This is a genomic window from Streptomyces sp. NPDC005494 (assembly GCF_042872025.1).
Lineage (GTDB): Bacteria > Actinomycetota > Actinomycetes > Streptomycetales > Streptomycetaceae > Streptomyces.
The window spans coordinates 519,955-540,047 of record NZ_JBIAJR010000003.1; the positions used below are offsets into that span (position 1 = coordinate 519,955).

Here is a 20,093-nt window from a genome sequence, read left to right on the forward strand (position 1 = left end):
GCCCCACAGGTAGCGCCAGGCGTACGTCTTCGCGGTGGGCGGGGGGTTGCTGGTATCCCTGAGGAGGGTGTGGCATGAATCGCAAGCTCATTGCGGCAGTAGGCGTCGCAGCGATGATGACCGGTATCGCGGCGTGTGGTGGGGACGGTAGTGACAACGCCTCGAAGGACCCGAAGGACCGTACCGAGAGCCTGACGGTCTGGCTGATGGTTGACGCGCAGAGCACCTGGCCGGAGCTGGTCAAGGACGTCAACGCGCAGTTCAAGAAGAAGTACCCGAAGGTCAAGGTCGACGTCCAGTACCAGCAGTGGGCGGACAAGGCCAAGAAGCTCGACACGGCCCTCGGTGGCGACAAGTTCCCGGACGTCGTCGAGCTCGGCAACACCGAGACGATGCAGTACATCCTCAACGGCGCCCTCGCCGAGATCGACCCCAAGAAGTATGACAACTCGGACACCTGGATCAAGGGTCTGAAGGACACCTGCACCTTCGAGGGCAAGCAGTTCTGCGTGCCCTACTACGCGGGTGCCCGTGTCGCGATCTACAACAAGGACATGCTCAAGAAGGGCACCGGCAGCGACGTCCTGCCGCAGACCGAGGACGAGCTGCTCACGGCGCTCGACAAGGTCTCGGCCGAGTACAGCAAGAAGGACAAGCGCTTCTCGTCCCTCTACCTGCCGGGCCGTTACTGGTACGCGGCCATGTCCTACGTCGCGGGCTACGGCGGCTCCATCGCCGAGTACGACGAGGGCGCGAAGGAGTGGAAGGGCAACCTCTCCTCCCCCGAGTCCCAGAAGGGCATCGAGCACTTCGTCAACCTGGTCAAGAAGTACAACAAGGCCGACCAGACGAAGGACGAGCAGGACCACGCCAACGTCATGGCCAACGAGAAGACCTCGTTGATCTACGGCAACGGCTGGGAGGCCGGCTCCGTCGTCGACGGTGCCAACAACGGCAACCCGAAGCTCGAGGGCAAGATCGGCACGGCCGGCATGCCCGGCCCGAACGGCAAGGCCCTCCCGTCCTTCATCGGTGGTTCGGACCTCGCGGTGACCGCCAAGTCGAAGGTCACCGACCTGGGCGAGGAGTGGGTCTCCCTCTTCACCAGTGAGAAGTCGCAGGAGGTGCTCACCTCCAAGAACATCCTCCCGAACAACGAGAAGCAGCTCGAGCCGCTGAAGTCCAAGCCCGAGACGGCCGCCGTCGCCAACGCGGTGCCGGACGCCTGGTTCACGCCGATCGCGCCGGGCTGGACCTCCATCGAGAAGGAGGAGGTCCTGGAGAACATGCTCCTGGAGATCCTCAAGGGCGCCTCGGTGGCCGACGCCGCCAAGAAGGCCGACGACAAGATCAACGAGCTCATCAACAAGTAGTCCCCGGGCCTTCGGCTCTCCAGGCGGGGGTCCGGCGAACACCGGGCCCCCGCCTCCCTTTTCTCAGGTAGAAACGCCGTGATTCCCGGGTGCAGATCCCCGGAATCCCGATGGAAGGTCAGTCACGTGACTGCTGCCGACACCAAGGCCGCCGGTCCACCAGTCCCCGTACCGCGTGTCCCGGAGAAGACCGGGGTCTCACCCTCCGGACAGGAAGCCGACGGGCCCCGCCCGAAGAAGCGGCGTAAGAAGGGAGAACTCCTCCCTTACCTCCTGATCCTGCCGGCGATCCTGGCTATCGCCGCCGTCTACGTCTACCCGCTGATCAAGACCGTGATCATGTCCTTCCAGGACCTGGGACGGGCGGCCCTGTGGGGCAACGGCGAGACCCCGTGGGTCGGCTTCGAGCAGTTCACCAACATCCTCGGCGACCCGGAGTTCTGGGCGGTCGTCGGCAGAACCGTCGTCTTCATGGTCGTCTGCGTCACGCTGACCATGGGCCTCGGGCTGCTCATCGCCCTGATGATGCTGAAGCTCTCCACCTGGGTCCGGCTCGTCCTCACCGTGGCCCTGATCGCCGCATGGTCGATGCCGCTCATGGTCGCCGCCTCGGTCTTCCGGTGGCTCTCCGACTCCGACTACGGCCTGATCAACACCCTGCTCGCCGACATCACCGGCAACGAGGACAAGTGGCTGGGGCACAACTGGTTCCTCGACCCGTGGCAGGGCTTCGGCATCATCACGCTGCTGGTCGTCTGGGGCGCCATCCCGTTCGTCGTGATCACGATGTACGCGGCCCTCACCCAGGTCCCGAAGGAACTGGAGGAGGCGGCCGCCCTCGACGGAGCCACCGCCTTCGGCGTCTACCGCTACGTGACCTGGCCCGTCATCAAGCCGGTCTTCACGATGGTCGCCACGCTCTCGGTCATCTGGGACTTCAACGTGTTCGGCCAGATCTGGCTGCTGCGCGGCAACAAGCCCGAACCCGAGTACGAGACCCTCGGTCTCTACTCCTTCTCCAAGGCGTTCGAGTCCACCTCCTTCAGCCAGGGCAGTGCGATCGCACTGATCACCGTCCTGATGCTGTCCGGCGTCGCCGTGTACTACCTGCGCCAGCTGATCAAGACGGGAGAGGTCGAATGAGCGCCTCCACGCCCACGAACGCGTCGGCCCAGGTCCTGCGGCCGGACCGCAAGAGGAACCGGCTCGGCTACAACATCCTGGCGCTGGTCACGGCCGGGATCATGGCCTTCCCGGTCTACTGGCTGATCGTCAGCTCGCTGCGCCCCAACCACGAGATCCGGTCCTACGACCAGACCCTGTGGCCGTCCTCCCTCACCTTCGACAACTTCGCGCGCGCGGTGAAGCAGGACAACTTCGCCACCGCGATCCAGTCGAGCCTGATCGTCTCGGTCACCGCCGTCGTCGGCGGCATGATCATCGCGACCCTCGCGGCGCTGGCCATCGGGCGCTTCCGCTTCTTCGGGCGGAAGGCGCTGATGATGATCATGATCTTGGTCCAGATGCTGCCGCCGACCGCGATGCTGATCCCGATCTACCTCCAGCTCAACGCGCTGGGAGGCATCGACGAGTACTGGGGACTCATCGTCGTCTACCTGGTCTCCACGCTGCCGTTCGCGACCATCATGATCCGCGGATTCGTCATCAACATCCCCGTGGAGCTCGAGGAGTCCGCGATGGTGGACGGATGCACCCGCATGGGAGCCTTCCGCCGGGTCATCTTCCCGCTGCTGGCACCGGGGCTCGCCGCCGCGTCGATCTTCGCGCTGGTCAACGCCTGGAACGAGTACCTCTTCGCGTACATCCTGATCAACGACAACTCCAAGTACACGCTCAACGTGTGGCTGATGACGTTCACGACGGAGCGCGGAACGGACTACGGCGCGCTGATGGCGGCCTCCACGCTCATCTCCATCCCGGTCGTCATCTTCTTCATGATCATCCAGGGGAAGATGGCTACGGGGCTCACCTCCGGCGCCGTGAAGGGATAACGCAGCCTCATGACCACACTCGTATCCACCACGGACACCGTCACCCGTGACGCCCTGGCCGTCCTCCAGCCGGGCTTCACCGGCACCACGGCCCCGGACTGGCTCCTGCGCAGGGTGGGCGAAGGGCTGGCGTCCGTCGGGCTGTTCGGCCGGAACATCGATTCGCCCGAGCAGCTGGCGGCGCTCACCGCGCGGCTGCGGGCCGAGCGGGACGACGTACTCGTCGCGATCGACGAGGAGGGCGGCGACGTCACCCGGCTGGAGGTCCGCAACGGCTCCTCCTTCCCCGGCAACCTCGCCCTGGGCGCCGTCGACGACGTGGACCTGACCAGGGCCGTCGCCAGGGAGCTCGGCCGGAGGCTCGCCGAGTGCGGGGTCAACCTCAACTGGGCCCCGTCCGCGGACGTCAACTCCGATCCGGGAAACCCGGTGATCGGCGTGCGCTCCTTCGGCGCCGACCCGGCCCTCGTGGCCCGCCACACCGCGGCGTACGTCCAAGGCCTCCAGGCCGCCGGCGTCGCCGCGTGCACCAAGCACTTCCCGGGGCACGGCGACACGGCGGTCGACTCGCACCACGCGCTGCCGCGCATCGATGTGGATTCGGACACCCTGCACGCCCGTGAGCTGGTGCCTTTCCGGGCCGCCATCGCAGCGGGTTCCAAATCCGTGATGAGCGCACATATCCTGCTACCCGCACTCGACCCGTCCCGGCCCGCGACCCTGAGCCCTCGCATCCTCACCGGTCTGCTGCGCGAGGAGCTGGGCTACGACGGGCTGATCGTCACCGACGGCATGGAGATGGACGCCATCGCCGGGACGTACGGCATCGAGCGCGGATCGGTCCTCGCCATAGCCGCGGGCGCCGACGCCATCTGCGTCGGCGGCGGGCTGGCCGACGAGGACACCGTGCTGCGGCTGCGTGACGCGCTGGTGACGGCGGTGCGGACCGGTGAACTGCCGGAGGAGCGGCTGGCCGACGCCGCCGCACGTGTACGGGCCCTGGCGTCATGGACGCTGCGGGCCAGGGGGGCTGCCCCGGGGTCGGGCGCGGACATGCAGGAGGGGACCGCGCCCGGCGCCGGAGCCGATGTCGGCCTGATCGCCGCCCGCAGGGCCGTGACGGTCACGGGCTCCGCCGCACCTCTGCGGGAGCCGGCGTACGTCGCGGCCTTCACCCCCGTCGCCAACATCGCCGTCGGCGCCGAGACGCCGTGGGGCGTCGCGGCGGAGCTGTCCAGGCTCCTGCCCGGCACCGTGGCGGACACCTACGGCAGCGGCAGCGAGAACGCCGCTGCCGATGTGCTGCGGGCGGCGGGGGAGCGGCCCATCGTCGCCGTCGTCCGCGACGCCCACCGGCACCCGTGGATGGGCGCGGCGGTGGACGCCGTGGTGGCGGCGCGGCCGGACACGACGGTGGTCGAGATGGGGCTGCCCATGGCGCCGCCCCGGGGCGCGTGGCACATCGCCACGCACGGCGCGGCCCGGGTGTGCGGGGTCGCGGCGGCGGAGACGATCACCGGCACGGCGCCCTGACCCTGGGTGACGCGACGACGAACGAGGGCCGGGCCACCGCACGGTGGCCCGGCCCTCACGCGTACGAGGAGTCCTACAGGCCCTGCCACTGCGGCTTCGCCGCATAGGTGGCGCGGAAGTAGTCCGCCAGCTTCAGCTTCGACGCCGCGGCCTCGTCGACCACCACGGTCGCGTGCGGGTGCAGCTGCAGCGCGGACGCCGGCACGACGGAGGCCACCGGGCCCTCGACCGTCCGGGCCACGGCCTCGGCCTTGCCCTCGCCGGTGGCCAGCAGGATCGGGTGGCGGGCCTCCAGGATGGTGCCGATGCCCTGGGTGATGACGTGGCGCGGCACCTGCTCGATGTCGTCGTCGAAGAAGCGCGCGTTGTCGATCCGGGTCTGCTCGGTCAGCGTCTTGATGCGGGTGCGGGAGGCGAGCGAGGAGCACGGCTCGTTGAAGCCGATGTGCCCGTCGGTCCCGATGCCCAGCAGCTGGAGGTCCACCCCGCCCGCCTCGGCCAGCGCCTTGTCGTACGCCTCGCAGGCGGCCTGGACGTCCTCGGCCGTGCCGTCCGGTCCCATGAAGGACTTCTCGGACAGTCCGAGCGGCTCGACGACCTCGCGCAGTACGACCGAACGGTAGGACTCGGGGTGGCCTGCGGGCAGCCCGACGTACTCGTCGAGCTGGCAGATCCGTGCGTTCGACGGGTCCACGGCGCCTGAGCGGACCTTCGCCGCCAGGGCCTTGTAGACGGGCAGCGGGGTCGAGCCGGTGGCAACGCCGAGCAGGGCGTCGGGCTTGCGGCTCAGCAGTGCCGCGATGGCCTCCGCGATGAGTTCTCCGCCTGCCGAGGCGTCCGGGACGATGACAACTTCCACGCTGTGCCTGCCGATCTGAAGAGTGGCGGGTGGTATAGACCAATCTAAGCGCCCAATCTAGCAGAACGGGGCGGCTCGGAGGTGAACCGCTCGCCTGTTCGTCACGGGTTGTCGCCCTGTCGGCGGACGGTCGCGCCGACGGGGGATGGAAGCCGCTCGCCGGGGGTGGGGAGGCCGCGCGCTGCGAGGGCGGAGGCCGCTCACCGGGGGGCGCGGGTGCCGCGCACGCGAGGGGTGAAGGTCGCGTGCGGCGGGGGTGTGGAGGCTGCGTACGGCGGAGGTGGAGGCCCCGGAAACACCCGCGGGCCGCGGCGCCGGGACGGGACCCTCAGCCCGTCCGGCACCGCAGCCCGGAGTTTCCTGGCCGGCGGTGTGCGGTGCCTCCGGCCGTGTGAGGTGTCGGCGCAGTCAGGGCAGAGAGCGCCGGACACCTCGGTCCGTTCTCCTGTGCGGGGAGAACGGAGGTCAGTCGTGCACGGGACGGGACCTGGGTCTGGCGTCCGTACATGGTGCATTGTGGACTAGACCAATAGGCCGTGTCCATCCGTGGGCGCGGTTTTCTCCGTCGCGGTGCGCCCTCCCACAGTGTCACGCATCGGAGGGCCGATCGGTTCGGAACCTCTTGGATTCCGCGGGTACGCTCGCACATGTGCCCTCCATGAACGATCTGGTCCGCCAGCACACAGCCCTGAGTGACACCGACCTCGAGTGGCTCCACCTGCTGGTCTCGGAGTGGCAGCTGCTCTCCGATCTGTCCTTCGCCGACCTCGTCCTGTGGGTGCCCACCCGCGACGGGACCCGCTACGTCTCCGTGGCGCAGATGCGGCCCAACACCGGCCCCACCTCCTACCAGGACGACATGGTGGGCCATCTGGTGCCGCGGGGCCGCCGCCCGCTGCTGGACGCCGCCCTGGACGAGGGCCGCATCGTGCGCGAGGGCGATCCGGAATGGCGGGAGGAGGTGCCCGTACGGGTCGAGTCGATCCCCGTACGGAGGGAGGGCCGGGTCCTCGGGGTCATCGGCCGCAACACCAACCTGCTCACCGTGCGCACACCGTCCCGGCTGGAGCTCACCTACCTCCAGTCCGCCTCCGACCTGGCCCAGATGATCGCCGCCGGGTCCTTCCCGTTCCCCGGCCAGCAGGTCGACATGGACGTCTCCCCACGAGTGGGCGACGGGCTGATCCGGCTCGACGCCGACGGCATCGTGCAGTACGCCAGCCCCAACGGCCTCTCCGCCTACCACCGGCTCGGCCTGGCCTCGGACCTCGTCGGCCACAACCTCGGCGTGACGACCGCCGAACTCGCGCCGTCGCGGGGCCCGGTGGACGAGGCGCTGGTCAAGGTGGCGAGCGGATACGCGCCGAGGGAGTTCGAGGTCGAGGGCGCCGGCGGCGTCATCCAGCTGCGCGCGATCCCGCTGTCGCCCAAGGGTGTGCGCATCGGCTCGCTGGTGCTGCTCCGGGACGTCACGGAACTGCGGCGGCGTGAACGGGAATTGATCACCAAGGACGCCACCATCCGGGAGATCCACCACCGGGTGAAGAACAACCTCCAGACGGTGGCTGCCCTGTTGCGGCTCCAGGCGCGCCGGATGGAGTCGGAGCGGGGCCGGGAGGCGCTCAACGAGGCGGTGCGGCGCGTGGGTTCGATCGCCATCGTGCATGAGACGCTGTCCCAGAATCTGGACGAGCGGGTCGAGTTCGACGAGATCGCCGACCGGGTGATCGCCATGGTCGCCGAGATCTCACCCGGCAAGGTCACCTGCCGTCGCACGGGCCGCTTCGGGATCCTCGACGCCGAGGTGGCCACCCCGCTGTCGATGGTCCTCACCGAGGTGCTGCAGAACGCACTCGAGCACGCGTTCACCGTCGCCGAGCACGGCACGGTCGAGGTGTCCGCGGTGCGCGGCGGCTCATCGGCCGAGGCCCGGCTGCTGATCACCGTCACGGACGACGGGCGAGGGCTGCCCGAGGGGTTCGACCCGCAGCGGGCCGGCAACCTGGGTCTCCAGATCGTGCGCACCCTGGTCGAGGGTGAGCTCGGCGGCACCTTCGGGATGGTCCCGGCACCCGATCGCGGCACCCAGGTGGTGCTCGACATCCCCGTCCGGACCGCCCCCTCCCGCAAGGACCAGTAGCGGCGGCCCCGCACACAGCAGTGGGCCCGGACCGTGGTGACGGTCCGGGCCCACTGCGTGGTGCTCACGGTGCGATGCGCTTCGGGGGTACTGCGCGCTGCGACTCGAAGGCGGGGCTGTGCGTACGCTCTGTACGCGCCGCCGGGCTGAGGCTCGTCGTGCGGGGGGCGTCGGTCAGGCGCTGGCGTTACGCGCCCGGTTGCGAGCGGCGCGGCGCTTCATTGCGCGGCGCTCGTCCTCGCTGAGGCCACCCCAGACGCCGGAGTCCTGGCCGGACTCGAGCGCCCACTGCAGGCACTGCTCCATGACGGGGCAGCGACGGCAGACGGCCTTGGCTTCCTCGATCTGCAGCAGCGCAGGACCGGTGTTGCCGATGGGGAAGAACAGCTCGGGGTCTTCCTCACGACAAACGGCGTTGTGACGCCAGTCCATGGCTGCTACCTCTCCTTGGTATTACATGCTGGTGCTTGTGAATGTGAACGCTTTCACGAATCCCCCCGCAGACGAAGGTCCGACGCCCAGAAGAGCTGGATGTGGTCCTGTTGTGGTGAGGAGGGGTTCTGGCTTTCAGTGGAGGCCGATGTTGCGGGCCGTCCCGATCGCCATGTAGAGATTCGCAAACCTCGGCTGCGGATACAACCCCTTCTGGAAAGTTTTTTTTGATTCCTCGGTGTCGACTAGGTCACAGCCGTACTTCTAAGGGGTGGGGGCCAGCCCAAACGTTCGAGTCAAAGGACTTTGGGCCCTTCCACTCACACAATCACACGCAGTGCACGGCGTACGCCTGTGAACGTCACGCTCGTACGCAGTCCCAGGTGGTCACCGTCCATCTGGAAGGGCAGGGGCGCCTTTGAATGCAAGGTGAAGTCCGTGAGGTCGTGCCGGGAGACCGCGTGCTTGCCGTGCGGGCCCTTGTCGGGGCTCGAAGTGAGCAGCTGAGTGGCGTACCGGGCCACCGCGGCGGTGGTGAGACGCTTCAGTCCGAGGATGTCCAGGCCGGTGTCGAAGGAGGCCTTGGGGGCGGCGTACATCGGGCGATTCCCCAGGTAGGTCCACGGCGCGGTGTTGCAGATTATGGACAGCGCGAGATCCGTGACCGGCTCCTGGCCGGGGACGTCCAGCGTGATCAGGCCGTTGCGGCGGTGCGGTTCCTCCAGGAACTGGCGTATCACCTGGCGCACGTAGAGCGGGTGGGTCGAACGCTTGCCGCGTTCGCGCTTCTGTTCCACCCGGCCGAGGACGCCGGCGTCGAATCCGAGCCCGGCGCAGAAGGTGAACCAGCGTTCCGGCACGGCCTCGTCCGCCGTTCCCGGGGTCCCGGTCGCGAGGCCGAGCCCCACCGTGCGTTCGCTGCGGTCGGCGAGCGCGTCCAGGATGGCGCCCGTCGCCTCCACGGCGTCGTTGGGGATACCCAGGGCGCGCGCGAAGACGTTGGTCGAGCCGCCGGGGACCACGGCGAGGCTCGGCAGGCCCTCGGGGTCGGGCCCGCGGTGCAGCAGGCCGTTGACCACCTCGTTGACCGTGCCGTCGCCGCCCAGGGCGACGACCAGGTCGACGTCGTCGGAGTCGGCGGCCCGGCGTCCCAGGTCACGGGCGTGTCCGCGGTACTCCGTGGTCACGGCCTCGATCTTCATCTCGCTCGCCAGGGCGTGAATCAGTACGTCGCGGGTCCGCGCACTGGTAGTGGTGGCAGCTGGGTTGACCACGAGAAGTGCGCGCATGCCCGCCAGGGTACCTATCGCGCGGTACCGCCCTGAAGTTCCGCTCGGTCCGTTCGCTCGCGTGTACGGAGAGTGAGCGGGCCTGTTCGGGTGCGCCGACGGACCCGATCCGGTGGCCCCGGGCCCCGGCTTCGCGTCCGGCGGGCGGGGATGCGAATCTGAATGGCGTGAGCACTCAGCAGAACACGCCCTCCCCGTCGCCGGCGGCCGGCTCCGGGAAGCCCGGCCGCATCGCCGTCCTGGCCGCACTCACCGCCCTCGAAGGCGCGGCGCTCGCCGTCGGCGGGATCTACATGCTGGCCGTCGGGCTGTTCGGCCGGCCCGACAGCATCCAGCAGGCGGAGATGGGCGGGCTCACGCTGGTGGCGCTCGGCCTGATCCCGCTCCTCGCCGCCCGTGGTCTGCTGCTGCGGCGCAGCTGGAGCCGAGGTCCCGCGCTCATCACACAGCTCATGGCGATGCCCGTGGCCTGGACGCTGCTGCGGGCGCAGGGCACCATGATCCCCGCGGGCATCGTGCTCGCCGCCGTCGCCGTCACGGCGCTCGTGCTGCTGTTCAACCCGGCGACCACCCGGGAGCTGGGCATCCGAGGACCGCGTACGACCCCGGACGCCTGACCGGCGGAGCGTCCCGGGCCCCTCGGCTACTCCTCGACGAGCAGCCGCTCGCGCAGCTGCGCGAGCGTGCGGGCCAGCAGGCGGGAGACGTGCATCTGGGAGATGCCGACCTCCTGCGCGATCTGCGACTGGGTCATGTTGCCGAAGAAGCGCAGCAGCAGGATGCGCTTCTCGCGCGGCGGAAGGTCCTCCAGCAGCGGTTTGAGCGACTCGCGGTACTCGACGCCCTCCAGCGCCTCGTCCTCCGAGCCCAGGGTGTCCGCGACCGCGGGCGACTCGTCGTCCGTGTCCGGCACGTCGAGGGAGAGCGTGCTGTAGGCATTGGCCGATTCCAGCCCCTCCAGGACCTCTTCCTCGGAGATGCCCAGGCGCTCGGCCAGCTCGTGCACCGTGGGGGAGCGGCCGTGCTGCTGGGAGAGCTCCGCAGTCGCCGTGGTCAGCGACAGCCGCAGCTCCTGGAGCCGGCGCGGCACCCGCACCGCCCAGCCCTTGTCCCGGAAGTGGCGCTTGATCTCGCCGACGACCGTGGGGGTCGCGTACGTCGAGAACTCGACGCCACGGTCCGGGTCGAACCGGTCCACCGACTTGATCAGGCCGATCGTGGCGACCTGGGTCAGGTCGTCCAGGGGCTCGCCGCGGTTGCGGAAGCGGCGCGCCAGGTGCTCCACCAGCGGCAGGTGCATCCGCACCAGCCTGTTCCGCAGCTCGGCCTTCTCGGGCGAGCCGTCGGGAAGCTCCCGCAGCTCGACGAAGAGTGCCCGCGCACCGCTGCGGTCGTGTGGATCGTGCTGCCTGTGCTCGCTCATCTGGCCCGCCCGCTCCGCCTGCGACTGCTCCACCGCGACCGGACCGCCCTGCACGCCGTCCGCGCCGTCCGCCCCGTCCTCCGGGTGCGGCCGGGCCTGCTGCTCCGGGAGGGCGGCTGGGCGCACCGCCCCGGACCGGATCGTCTCGTCCCGCACAGGACCGTCCCCGTTCCCGTCGCTCACGCCGGCCCGGGTCCCGCGCCGCGCTGTTTGTAGAGGCTGATGCTGACCGTACGGTCGTCGGCGACCGTGGAGTCGACCTTGCCGGCCAGTGCGGAGAGCACGGTCCAGGCGAAGGTGTCGCGCTCGGGGGCGCGGCCGTCCGTGGTGGGTGCCGACACCGTCACCTCGAGGGAGTCCCCCACGAGGCGGAAGACGCAGCTGAGTACGGAGCCGGGCACGGCCTGCTGGAGCAGGATCGCGCAGGCCTCGTCGACCGCGATACGGAGATCCTCGATCTCGTCGAGAGTGAAGTCCAAGCGCGCTGCGAGGCCGGCCGTGGCCGTACGCAGCACCGACAGGTAGGCACCCGCAGCGGGCAGCCGGACCTCAACGAAGTCCTGGTTCCCGGGCTCGCCTGCGATCTGGGACACCCTCACCTCCAAGGTGGCACAAACTCGTTCGAGGCTCCGGGACGACTGCCCGGGGCCGTGCGGTCCGTCGTCGGTCCTGTGGTCCGGCGACGCTATCGCGACCCATGATGCCGTGTCGCCGGGGCTGCGACCCCGTCGTAACTCATGGTAGGCATATGAGCACGCACAGTGGCTAGAGGTCTGCGGCGGTCAATTGCGAAGAACCGGCGCCGGTTTGACGTACCCAGGCGTCAGACGATCGAACCGTCCGCGAAGCACCAGCGCCAGCTGTCCGCGCATTCGAAGCTGCGCATCACCGGATGGCCGGTCTCCTTGTAGTGCGCCGTCGCGTGCTTCAGGGGCGAGGAATCGCAGCATCCGACATGCCCGCAGACCAGGCAGAGCCGCAGCTGCACGGGATGCGTCCCGGCCGCGAGGCACTCAGGGCAGGTGTCGCCGAGCGGGGCGGGCTCGGGGCGCGGCAGTTCGTCAACGTGGAGGCACTCACTCATGATGGCCACGTTACGTCGGATGTGGGGACGGTGAGATGGACGCATTGCCGCTGGTGGCACTCGTCGCGGTCAGTGCGGCGGTGGCGGGGGCGGCCCGCCGGACGCCGGTGCCCGCACCGCTGCTGCTGGTCGCCGCCGGCCTGCTGGCGGCGTACCTGCCGGGGGTGCCGACCTACACGCTGGACGCGCACATCGTGCTGCCCCTGCTGCTGCCTCCGCTGCTGTACACGGCCTCGGTCGACAGCTCGTACCTCGACCTGCGGGCCAATCTGCGGCCGGTCGCGCTGCTGTCCGTGGGCTACGTGCTGTTCGCGACGTTCGCCGTGGGATGGCTCGCCTACCTGCTCGTCCCGGACCTGCCGCTGACCGCGGCCCTGGTGCTCGGCGCCGTGGTCGCCCCGCCGGACGCCGTCACCGCCGCGGCGATCGCCCGCAGGGTCGGACTGCCCGCCCGGGTCACCACGATCCTGCAGGGCGAGTCCCTGGTGAACGACGCCACCGCGATCACCGCCTTCAAGGTGGCCCTCGCCGCCGCGGTCGGCGAGGGCATGAGCTGGGGCGCCGGGGTCGGCGAGTTCCTGCTGGCCTCGGTCGGCGGGGTCGGCGTGGGCCTGCTGCTGATGGTGCCGCTGCACTGGCTGCGCACGCACCTGAAGGAGGCGCTGCTGCAGAACACCCTGTCGCTGCTCATCCCCTTCGTCGCGTACGCGGCCGCCGAGCGGGTGCACGCCTCCGGGGTGCTGGCCGTGGTCGTCGTGGCGCTCTACCTGGGGCACCGCTCCTGGCAGGTCGACTTCGCGACGCGGCTCCAGGAGGCGGCGGTCTGGAAGATGGTCGCCTTCGTCCTGGAGTCCGCGGTCTTCGCGCTCATCGGACTGCAGCTGCCCTTCGTGCTCAGGGGGCTGGGGTCCTACGGGGTGGCCGAGGCCCTCGGCTACGCCGTCCTCGTGTTCGTCGCGGTGGTCGTGGTGCGCTTCGTCTGGGTGTACCCGGCGAGCTATCTGCCGCTGTGGCTCTCCGAGCGGACGAGGCAGCGCGAGGGCCCGTTGCCCTGGAGTTCGCCCCTGATCGTGAGCTGGGCCGGGATGAGGGGCGTGGTCTCCCTCGCCATCGCCTTTTCCATCCCCCTGGTCACGCATGACGGCGAGGACTTCCCCGCCCGCAACCTCGTGCTGTTCCTGACCTTCACCACGGTCATCGGGACACTGGTCGTCCAAGGGCTCACGCTGCCCTTCCTGGTGCGTGTGCTGAGACTCCCGGGACGTGACGTGCGCGCCGAGACGCTGGCCGAGGCCCAGGCGCAGAGCGAGGCGTCCGAGGCCGCGGACGCGCGGCTGGCCGAGCTGCTGGAGAGCCCGGGCAACGCGCTGCCCGATCCACTCGTCCAGCGGCTGCGCACCGTCATGGAGAGGCGTCGCAACGCGGTCTGGGAACGGCTGGGCGCGGCCGACCCGGTCTCGGGCGAGTCGGCGGACGACACCTACCGGCGGCTGGCGCGGGAGATGATCGCCGCCGAGCGTGAGGTCTTCGTACGCCTCAGGGACGCGCGGCGGATCGACGACGAGATGCTGCGTGCCCTGCTGCGACGGCTGGACCTGGAGGAGGCCGCCGCCTACCGGGAGTCGGACGGCGCCTGACCGCGTTCCCGGCCGTCCCGGGGGCGGCCGGTGACGACGGCGGTGACCGTGGACCCCGGGGCGAACGCGCCCTCCCCGGCCAGCACGGTCAGCCCGTGGAGGAGTTTCGCCACATAGAGGCGCTCCACGGGAAGACCGTGACGGTCCTCGAAGTCGTCCGCGAACGAGTGCAGCTCGGGGGTCGTACGGGCGTAGCCGCCGAAGTGGAAACGCTCGTCCAGGGACCACCGGCCCGCGGGGCCTCCGAACGCCTCCTGCTGCAGGGCGCACACGGTGTCCCCGAGGAAACCGCCGCGCAGCACCGGTATGCCCAGGGCGTGCTGCTCCGGGGCGAGACCCGCCGCCAGGCCCGCGAGGGTGCCCCCGGTGCCGCAGGCCACCGCCACCGTGCCGGTCAGGCCGCGCAGTTCCTCGCCGAGGGCTGCGCAGCCCTGTGCGGCCAGCGCGTTGCTGCCGCCCTCCGGGACGACCAGGCAGTCACCGAAGAGGCTCAGCAGGCCGTCCAGGACCTCGGGAGAGGTCTTCGCGCGGTACGTCGTCCGGTCCACGAAGTGCAGTCGCATGCCGTCGGCCGCGCACTGTGCGAGGGAGGGGTTGAGGGGGCGGTGGGCCAGCTCGTCGCCCCGTACGACACCGACGGTCGGGAAGCCGAGCAGGCGTCCGGCAGCGGCCGTGGCCCGCAGGTGGTTCGAGTAGGCCCCGCCGAAGGTCAGCACGGTGCGGCCGGCGGCGGCCCGGAGGTTCGGGGCGAGCTTGCGCCACTTGTTGCCCGGCAGATCCGGATGGATCAGGTCGTCGCGCTTGAGCAGCAGGGTCACGCCGTGCCGCGCGAAGCGCTCGTCCTCGGCCGGCTGGAGAGGCGAGGGGAGCACCGGCCGCAGCCGGGAGAGGTCGGGCGCTTCGTCGTGCATGCCCCCATTGTGTGGCGCACGGGTGCTGCCGACGCAGGCGCCCCGGGCCCGCCGGCGGCGGTGCCCGGGTGCCGCGCTACTTCAGCCGGTCGTGGATCCGGTTGCGCATGCCCGTCATCGAGAAGCCGCGCGGGTCGACCTTTCCCGGTTGCCACTCACGGTGCGCGATGACCGACTGCGCGTCCCAGCCGTGGAAGCGGCAGACCGCTGCGGCGGCCTTCTCGACGGCTTCGAGCTGGACGGCGGGCCAGGGGTCGTCCCCGTCGCCGAGGTTCTCGCACTCGAATCCGTAGAAGTGCCGGTTCCCGTCCGTGTTCGACTCGTTGTCGGACGGCAGCCGCTTCTCGGCGACGACGGCGCGCAGGACGTCGTCGTCGCCGAGCCCGGCGTGGTTGGTGCGGCCGTAACCGACCAGATGGACCCGCCCGTCCTTGGCGATCACGCCGTGGCAGAGGGGCCCCGGCAGGCCCGCGTGGCCGTCACGGCAGATCTCGACCGTGCGCGCAGTGCCCCGGGTGACGGTGTGATGGAGCATGACCCCGTGCACCGGCCCCCAAGGACCCTTGTGGTTGCGGTTGTGCTTACGCCAGTCGCCCACCTGGACGACGGTGAGCCCTTCGTCCTTCAGGGCCTTGAGGAAGTTGCTCGCGGACATGGGTGAGGACATGGCCGACTCCTTCGGTACTGGGGGAGCGTGTCCGTACAGCGCTTCTACCGGAACAGGAGGCTCCGGCGGGAGCGTGTCCGTACAGCGCTTCTACCGGAACAGGAGGCTCCGGCAAACCTGTTCGGATTTGCGCCGGGCCTTGTGCGAGCCGATCCGGACAGTCCGCGAGCGTCGGGTCCCGCGGCGCTCAGTTCTGGGCGAGCCACAGGTCGGGGCCGAACACCTCGTAGTGGATGTCGGCCGCCGCGACCCCCTTGCCGAGGAGCTGGGAGCGCACGGCCCGCATGAACGGCAGCGGCCCGCAGAGGTAGGCGTGGGTGCCCGGGGCGACGGTGAGGCCGCTCAGGTCGACCGTGCCGGTCCGCTCGTCCGAACCGCCGGGCTCCGGGCTCTCGTACCAGAAGTGCGCGGAGGCGTCGGAGAGCTTGGCCGTGAGTGCCGCGTGCTCGGTGCGCAGGGCGTGATCGGCGGGCGACCGGTCGCCGTGCACGACGGTGACGGGCGAACGGTGCTCCTCGGCCACCAGGTGCTCCAGCATCGAGAGGATCGGGGTGCAGCCGATGCCGGCCGACGCCAGGAGCAGCGGGGCGTCGGAGCCGTCGAGCACCAGGTCGCCGTACGGTGCCGAGACGCGCAGGCGGTCACCGGCGCGCAGTCGCTCGTGCAGGTGCGCCGAGACCTCGCCCTCGGGGCCGCTCTCCCCGCGGACGCGCTTCACCGAGAAGGAGCGCAGGTCCTCGCCGGGTGCACCGATGAGGCTGTACTGGCGTATCTGGTGTGCGCCGTCGGGGAGTTCCACCTGCACGGAGACGTACTGGCCCGGCCGGAACGCGGGAGCCGGCGCGCCGTCGGAGGGAGCGAGCCGGAAGGTGGCCACGTCGGCGGTCTCCTCGGTGCGGGAGACCACCGTCCACTCGCGCCACACGTCGCCCGCCGCCACGCCCTGCTGGGCGTAGAGCCGTTCCTCGATCGAGATCAGGGCGTTGGCCATCAGCCAGTAGACCTCGTCCCAGGCCGCGGCGACCTCAGGGGTGACCGCGTCGCCGAGCACCTCGGCGATGGCGGCGAAGAGGTGGGTGTGCACGATCCGGTACTGCGGGGCGGTGATGCCCAGTGAGGCGTGCTTGTTGGCGATCCGGCCCAGCATCACATCGGGCCGGGTGCCGGGGTGTTCGACCAGTTGGGTGGCGAACGCGGCGATGGATCCGGCGAGCGCCTGGCGCTGGGCGCCGGACGCCTGGTTGCCTCGGTTGAACAGATCCCGGAGAAGCTCGGGGTGGGCCTCGAAGAGCTTGCGGTAGAAGAGGTCCGCGATGTCCCCGACGGCCGCGCCGACGGCGGGGAGCGTGGCTCGGACGGTGGCGGTCGAGGTCTCGGAGAGCATCCGTTGGCTCCTCTGTACGTGGGTGCCGTACGGCGGTCACCCGGTTTAATTGGTAAATGAAATGCTTATTTCTGCCCGGCCCGATCCCGCCCACGCGCGAGGGGGTGCGCGCGGGCGGGGCGAGGGTGGATCAGCCGGGCGCGGGGCGGCTGCGGCTGATGCCGAGCAGCAGCGGGCCGGTGGGGGAGGCGGTGAGATCGCTGACCGTGAGCGGGTCGAGGGAGGCGTAGAACGCCTCTTCGGCCTGGCGCAGCGCGGAGCGGAGCCGGCATGCGGAACGCAGCGGGCACGGGGTGCTGCCCTCGCACTCGACGACCTCGCCGGGCCCTTCCAGCTGCCTGACCAGGGTGCCGATCGATGCCGACCGCCCGGCGATGGTGAGGGAGAGCCCTCCGCCCCGGCCGCGGCGCGCGTCGACGAGGCCGAGGTGCTGGAGGCGTGCGACGACCTTCGCCGTGTGGGTGTACGGCACCTGCATGGTGTCCGCCACCTCGCGGGTGGTCGGCGAGTCCTCGCCCTCTGCCGTGACGGCCAGGCGCATCAGTACCCGGAGCGCCACATCGGTGAATCGCGTCAGCCGCATGGCGGCAGCGTAGATAACTTGTATATCCAATGCAAATTATGGTGCCGCTCTGCCATACCGATGGACGCGTCATGATGGGTGGGTGCGGCTCCGTGACGGATGCGGAGTGCGCGAGGTCGAGAGAGGTGGTCAGCGGCCGTGCCGAAGCCGAACGCAGCCGACGGGATACCGGCGAGCAAGGTCATCACCGACCCGGACAGCCTGGGCCGCTACGCACACGACGAAGCGGAGTGGGCGCCGGCCGGGCGCCCACTCGCCGTCGTGCGGCCCCAGGACACGGACGAGGTGCGGGCCGTCGTCGCCCACTGCGTGGAGCACCGCATCCCGGTGGTCCCGCGCGGTGCGGGCACGGGACTCTCGGGCGGGGCCAACGCGGTGGACGGGGCCGTCGTCCTCTCCTTCGAGGACATGAACCGGATCCTGCGCATCGATCCGGTGGAGCGGCTCGCCGTCGTCCAGCCGGGCGTGGTCAACGACGACCTGCGCGCCGCCTGCGCCGGGCAGGGCCTCTGGTACCCGCCGGACCCCGCGAGCTCGCCCTGGTCCACCATCGGCGGGAATGCCGCCACCAACGCGGGCGGCATGTGCTGTGTGAAGTACGGCGTGACCCGCGACTACGTGCTCGGGCTGGAAGTCGTCAACGGCCTCGGTGAGGTCGTCCGCGTGGGCCGGCAGACCGCCAAGGGGGTCGCCGGCTACGACCTGTGCGGGCTGCTCGTCGGCTCCGAGGGCACCCTGGGCGTGATCACCGAGGTCACCGTGAAGCTGCGCGGCGCGCGGCCCGCCGAGCGCACGGTCGCGGGCTTCTTCGACTCGGTGGTCGCGGCCGGCGACGCGGTGAGCAGGGTCACCGAGGCGGGCATCGTGCCCTCCGCGCTCGAACTCCTCGACCGGCACTGCCTGAAGGCCGTCGACGAGTGGAAGAACATGGGGCTGTCGGCCGACGCGGACGCGATCCTGCTCGGCCGGGTGGACACCCCGGGCGCCGCGGGCGACGCGGAGGCGGAGGCCGTCCGCGCCTGCTTCGCCGACGCGGGCGCGGCGTGGGCCGAGGTCTCCACCGACCAGGCCGAGGCGGACGCACTCTTCCAGGCCCGGCGACTCGCCTACCCGGCGCTGGAGCGGCTGGGCCCGGTGCTCACCGAGGACGTGGTCGTGCCGCGGGCCCTCGTGCCCAGGATGCTGGCGCGCGTCGAGGAGATCGCCCGCGCGCACGACGTACGTATCGCCAACATCGCCCACGCGGGCGACGGCAACCTCCACCCCCTCATCATCACCGAACCCGGTGACGAGGCCGCCCGGGCACGCGCCCAGCTCGCCTTCGAGGACATCCTCGACGCGGCGATCTCCTTCGGCGGCACGGTCACCGGCGAACACGGCGTCGGCCTGCTGAAGATGGGCGGCATGGACCGTGAGGTGGGCCCCGTCAACCTGGCCATGCAGCGGGCGGTCAAGGCCGCCCTGGACCCGTACGGCATCCTCAACCCGGGCAAGGTCGTCGCGTCGGGAGCACCCCTGGCGAGGTGACCGCCGGCTCGGACGGAAGCCCCAGGGCGTGTCGTCCGGATCGTGCCGGTCCGGCCCGCTACCGCAGGGGTTCGCCGAGTTCGACGGCGCGCAGGGCCGCCGCCAGGGCCCGTTCGTCACCGATGTCGAGGGCCGTGTCGGTCAGCTTGACGACGTGCTCGTCGCCGTGGGCCACCGCCAGTTCGAAGACCTCCTCGGGCGTGACCGGCCCGGGCGGGACCCAGGCCACCGGGGCGTCCGGCGCGTACATGGCGGTCACCGCGGCGGAGGCCGTCCAGGCGGCCCGGAGGCTCGGGACCCACAGGGTCCGGGGCAGGGCGGGCAGGGTGCGCAACACGGCGTTGGGTGCCGTCGCCGCGTGGACCAGCATCGTCGGGTCGCCGTGGCCGTGGGTCGTGTACCGATGGGTGGCCGCGGTGACCAGTTCGGTGAGGCGGCGGCGGGCCTCGGCAGGGTCCGTGACCGTCCCGGCCCACACCGGGAGGCTCCTGACGCCGTCGAGCCGGGCCGGGAAGCCGCCCTCCCGTTCGGCGATCGGAGACACCGAGTCCAGGGCCGCGGCGGCGCTGGAGGCGCCCGGCGCGGGAGTGAGTCCCCTGACCGGGCGGTGGCGGGCCGCCCAGTAGCCGAGACCGTGGGCGAGTTCCGCCAGCCGGGGCGAGGTGCTAGCGCCCGCCAGGAGCGTGCGCACCGCGTGACCCACGCGGATCACCGGATGCGTCGATCCGCCGTACATGCCGGGCAGGAGGCGCGGCCACCACTCGGCGAGCACATCGCGCCAGGGACGCTCGGCGATCTCCCGTCCGAAGTAGCCGATCCAGTCGGCGGCGCGGCGCGGATCGCCCAGCGCGGAACGCCAGTCGGCCGCGGTGACCGGTGCGACGCCGGCCGGGAACTCCTCCAGCTTCGACGCGTACGCGTCGAGCCAGCGGTGCACCGAGCGTCCCTGTCCGTGCGCGGCGAGGGCCTCGACGGCCATCGGCGCGTGGTTGGTGAGCCGCCCGAGCCGCTCGGGTCCCGAGGCGTGCAGCCGCTGGAGCGCCTCGTCGAGTGCGCCTGTCGTATCCATGGCGCAGACGTTAGGCGGCCGTCCGCGGAGCCGTAACGGGCAGAAGTCCCGGCGCGGGACGGGGGTGGTCCTACGCCCCGGGGCCCGGTCCCGTCCGCCCTGCGGAGGGGGCCGGCGTGACCGGTGACGGACCGGCGGCCGTCCTCCCAGCCCTGCCCCGCGCACCGACA

19 protein-coding genes are annotated in these 20,093 nt (G+C 70.7%); 8 read left to right on the forward strand and 11 right to left on the reverse strand.

Features of this window, described 5'->3' with window-relative positions; translation table 11 throughout:
* The first annotated feature begins 74 nt into the window (after nucleotides 1-74).
* The 4 genes from ACFYQ6_RS12310 to ACFYQ6_RS12325 all read left to right on the forward strand — a co-directional run bounded on the left by ACFYQ6_RS12310 (nucleotide 75) and on the right by ACFYQ6_RS12325 (nucleotide 4,918).
* Nucleotides 75-1,373 carry a sugar ABC transporter substrate-binding protein gene (locus ACFYQ6_RS12310; RefSeq protein WP_361573562.1) on the forward strand — a complete coding sequence of 433 codons (1,299 nt, stop codon included), beginning with the start codon at nucleotides 75-77 and terminating at the stop codon, nucleotides 1,371-1,373.
* Nucleotides 1,374-1,499: 126 nt separating this feature from the next.
* The gene (locus tag ACFYQ6_RS12315; RefSeq protein WP_361573564.1) at nucleotides 1,500-2,516 is read left to right on the forward strand and encodes a sugar ABC transporter permease; all 1,017 of its coding nucleotides are present in this window, start codon (nucleotides 1,500-1,502) and stop codon (nucleotides 2,514-2,516) included.
* Nucleotides 2,513-3,385: a carbohydrate ABC transporter permease gene (locus ACFYQ6_RS12320; RefSeq protein ID WP_388762787.1), complete on the forward strand. Its 873-nt coding sequence runs from the start codon at nucleotides 2,513-2,515 to the stop codon at nucleotides 3,383-3,385. The genes ACFYQ6_RS12315 and ACFYQ6_RS12320 overlap by 4 nt, the downstream gene beginning before the upstream one ends.
* 9 nt (nucleotides 3,386-3,394) lie before the next feature.
* Nucleotides 3,395-4,918, forward strand: coding sequence for a glycoside hydrolase family 3 protein (locus ACFYQ6_RS12325; protein ID WP_388762789.1), 1,524 nt, complete (start codon nucleotides 3,395-3,397; stop codon nucleotides 4,916-4,918).
* A 73-nt stretch (nucleotides 4,919-4,991) separates the two neighbouring features.
* Here ACFYQ6_RS12325 and nagB read toward each other — a convergent pair whose 3' ends face one another.
* Complete coding sequence (gene nagB / locus ACFYQ6_RS12330; protein WP_356738146.1) at nucleotides 4,992-5,777, reverse strand: glucosamine-6-phosphate deaminase; 786 nt, start codon at nucleotides 5,775-5,777, stop codon at nucleotides 4,992-4,994.
* Nucleotides 5,778-6,435: 658 nt separating this feature from the next.
* Between nagB and ACFYQ6_RS12335 the strand changes: the two genes are divergently transcribed.
* Nucleotides 6,436-7,917 (forward strand): PAS domain-containing sensor histidine kinase, encoded by a 1,482-nt coding sequence (locus ACFYQ6_RS12335; protein WP_361574118.1) that lies wholly within the window; start codon nucleotides 6,436-6,438, stop codon nucleotides 7,915-7,917.
* A 174-nt stretch (nucleotides 7,918-8,091) separates the two neighbouring features.
* On the opposite strand, the gene ACFYQ6_RS12340 is transcribed toward ACFYQ6_RS12335, so the two are convergent.
* On the reverse strand, nucleotides 8,092-8,349 hold the full coding sequence (locus tag ACFYQ6_RS12340) for a WhiB family transcriptional regulator (protein ID WP_003953983.1): 258 nt from the start codon (nucleotides 8,347-8,349) through the stop codon (nucleotides 8,092-8,094).
* A 320-nt stretch (nucleotides 8,350-8,669) separates the two neighbouring features.
* The gene (locus ACFYQ6_RS12345) at nucleotides 8,670-9,638 is read right to left on the reverse strand and encodes a diacylglycerol kinase family protein (RefSeq protein ID WP_361573571.1); all 969 of its coding nucleotides are present in this window, start codon (nucleotides 9,636-9,638) and stop codon (nucleotides 8,670-8,672) included.
* Between the two features lie 167 nt (nucleotides 9,639-9,805).
* Here ACFYQ6_RS12345 and ACFYQ6_RS12350 point away from each other — a divergent pair, with 167 nt between their 5' ends.
* Nucleotides 9,806-10,255 carry a hypothetical protein gene (locus ACFYQ6_RS12350; protein WP_388762791.1) on the forward strand — a complete coding sequence of 150 codons (450 nt, stop codon included), beginning with the start codon at nucleotides 9,806-9,808 and terminating at the stop codon, nucleotides 10,253-10,255.
* Between the two features lie 26 nt (nucleotides 10,256-10,281).
* Here the strand turns inward: ACFYQ6_RS12350 and ACFYQ6_RS12355 are convergent, their stop codons facing one another.
* The 3 genes from ACFYQ6_RS12355 to ACFYQ6_RS12365 all read right to left on the reverse strand — a co-directional run bounded on the left by ACFYQ6_RS12355 (nucleotide 10,282) and on the right by ACFYQ6_RS12365 (nucleotide 12,145).
* Nucleotides 10,282-11,217 carry an RNA polymerase sigma factor SigF gene (locus tag ACFYQ6_RS12355; RefSeq protein WP_361574120.1) on the reverse strand — a complete coding sequence of 312 codons (936 nt, stop codon included), beginning with the start codon at nucleotides 11,215-11,217 and terminating at the stop codon, nucleotides 10,282-10,284.
* A 23-nt stretch (nucleotides 11,218-11,240) separates the two neighbouring features.
* Nucleotides 11,241-11,654, reverse strand: coding sequence for an anti-sigma regulatory factor (locus ACFYQ6_RS12360; protein WP_014154139.1), 414 nt, complete (start codon nucleotides 11,652-11,654; stop codon nucleotides 11,241-11,243).
* 230 nt (nucleotides 11,655-11,884) lie between these two features.
* Nucleotides 11,885-12,145 (reverse strand): UBP-type zinc finger domain-containing protein, encoded by a 261-nt coding sequence (locus ACFYQ6_RS12365; RefSeq protein ID WP_361573575.1) that lies wholly within the window; start codon nucleotides 12,143-12,145, stop codon nucleotides 11,885-11,887.
* Between the two features lie 35 nt (nucleotides 12,146-12,180).
* Between ACFYQ6_RS12365 and ACFYQ6_RS12370 the strand changes: the two genes are divergently transcribed.
* Entirely contained in the window at nucleotides 12,181-13,782 is a 1,602-nt protein-coding gene (locus ACFYQ6_RS12370) for a Na+/H+ antiporter (RefSeq protein ID WP_361573577.1), read from the forward strand.
* Here the strand turns inward: ACFYQ6_RS12370 and ACFYQ6_RS12375 are convergent.
* From ACFYQ6_RS12375 to ACFYQ6_RS12390, 4 genes are all read right to left on the reverse strand, one after another.
* Nucleotides 13,758-14,693 carry a 1-aminocyclopropane-1-carboxylate deaminase/D-cysteine desulfhydrase gene (locus tag ACFYQ6_RS12375; RefSeq protein ID WP_388762794.1) on the reverse strand — a complete coding sequence of 312 codons (936 nt, stop codon included), beginning with the start codon at nucleotides 14,691-14,693 and terminating at the stop codon, nucleotides 13,758-13,760. The genes ACFYQ6_RS12370 and ACFYQ6_RS12375 overlap by 25 nt on opposite strands.
* A gap of 76 nt (nucleotides 14,694-14,769) precedes the next feature.
* Complete coding sequence (locus tag ACFYQ6_RS12380) at nucleotides 14,770-15,360, reverse strand: N-acetylmuramoyl-L-alanine amidase (protein ID WP_361573581.1); 591 nt, start codon at nucleotides 15,358-15,360, stop codon at nucleotides 14,770-14,772.
* A 187-nt stretch (nucleotides 15,361-15,547) separates the two neighbouring features.
* Nucleotides 15,548-16,744, reverse strand: a complete 1,197-nt coding sequence (locus tag ACFYQ6_RS12385; RefSeq protein WP_361573583.1) for a globin domain-containing protein — start codon at nucleotides 16,742-16,744, stop codon at nucleotides 15,548-15,550.
* Nucleotides 16,745-16,874: 130 nt separating this feature from the next.
* Nucleotides 16,875-17,327, reverse strand: coding sequence for an RrF2 family transcriptional regulator (locus ACFYQ6_RS12390; RefSeq protein WP_388762796.1), 453 nt, complete (start codon nucleotides 17,325-17,327; stop codon nucleotides 16,875-16,877).
* A gap of 99 nt (nucleotides 17,328-17,426) precedes the next feature.
* Here ACFYQ6_RS12390 and ACFYQ6_RS12395 point away from each other — a divergent pair, with 99 nt between their 5' ends.
* Entirely contained in the window at nucleotides 17,427-18,854 is a 1,428-nt protein-coding gene (locus ACFYQ6_RS12395) for an FAD-binding oxidoreductase (protein WP_388762798.1), read from the forward strand.
* Nucleotides 18,855-18,912: 58 nt separating this feature from the next.
* Here ACFYQ6_RS12395 and ACFYQ6_RS12400 read toward each other — a convergent pair whose 3' ends face one another.
* Nucleotides 18,913-19,923 carry a questin oxidase family protein gene (locus ACFYQ6_RS12400; RefSeq protein ID WP_361573589.1) on the reverse strand — a complete coding sequence of 337 codons (1,011 nt, stop codon included), beginning with the start codon at nucleotides 19,921-19,923 and terminating at the stop codon, nucleotides 18,913-18,915.
* Between the last annotated feature and the right edge of the window lie 170 nt (nucleotides 19,924-20,093).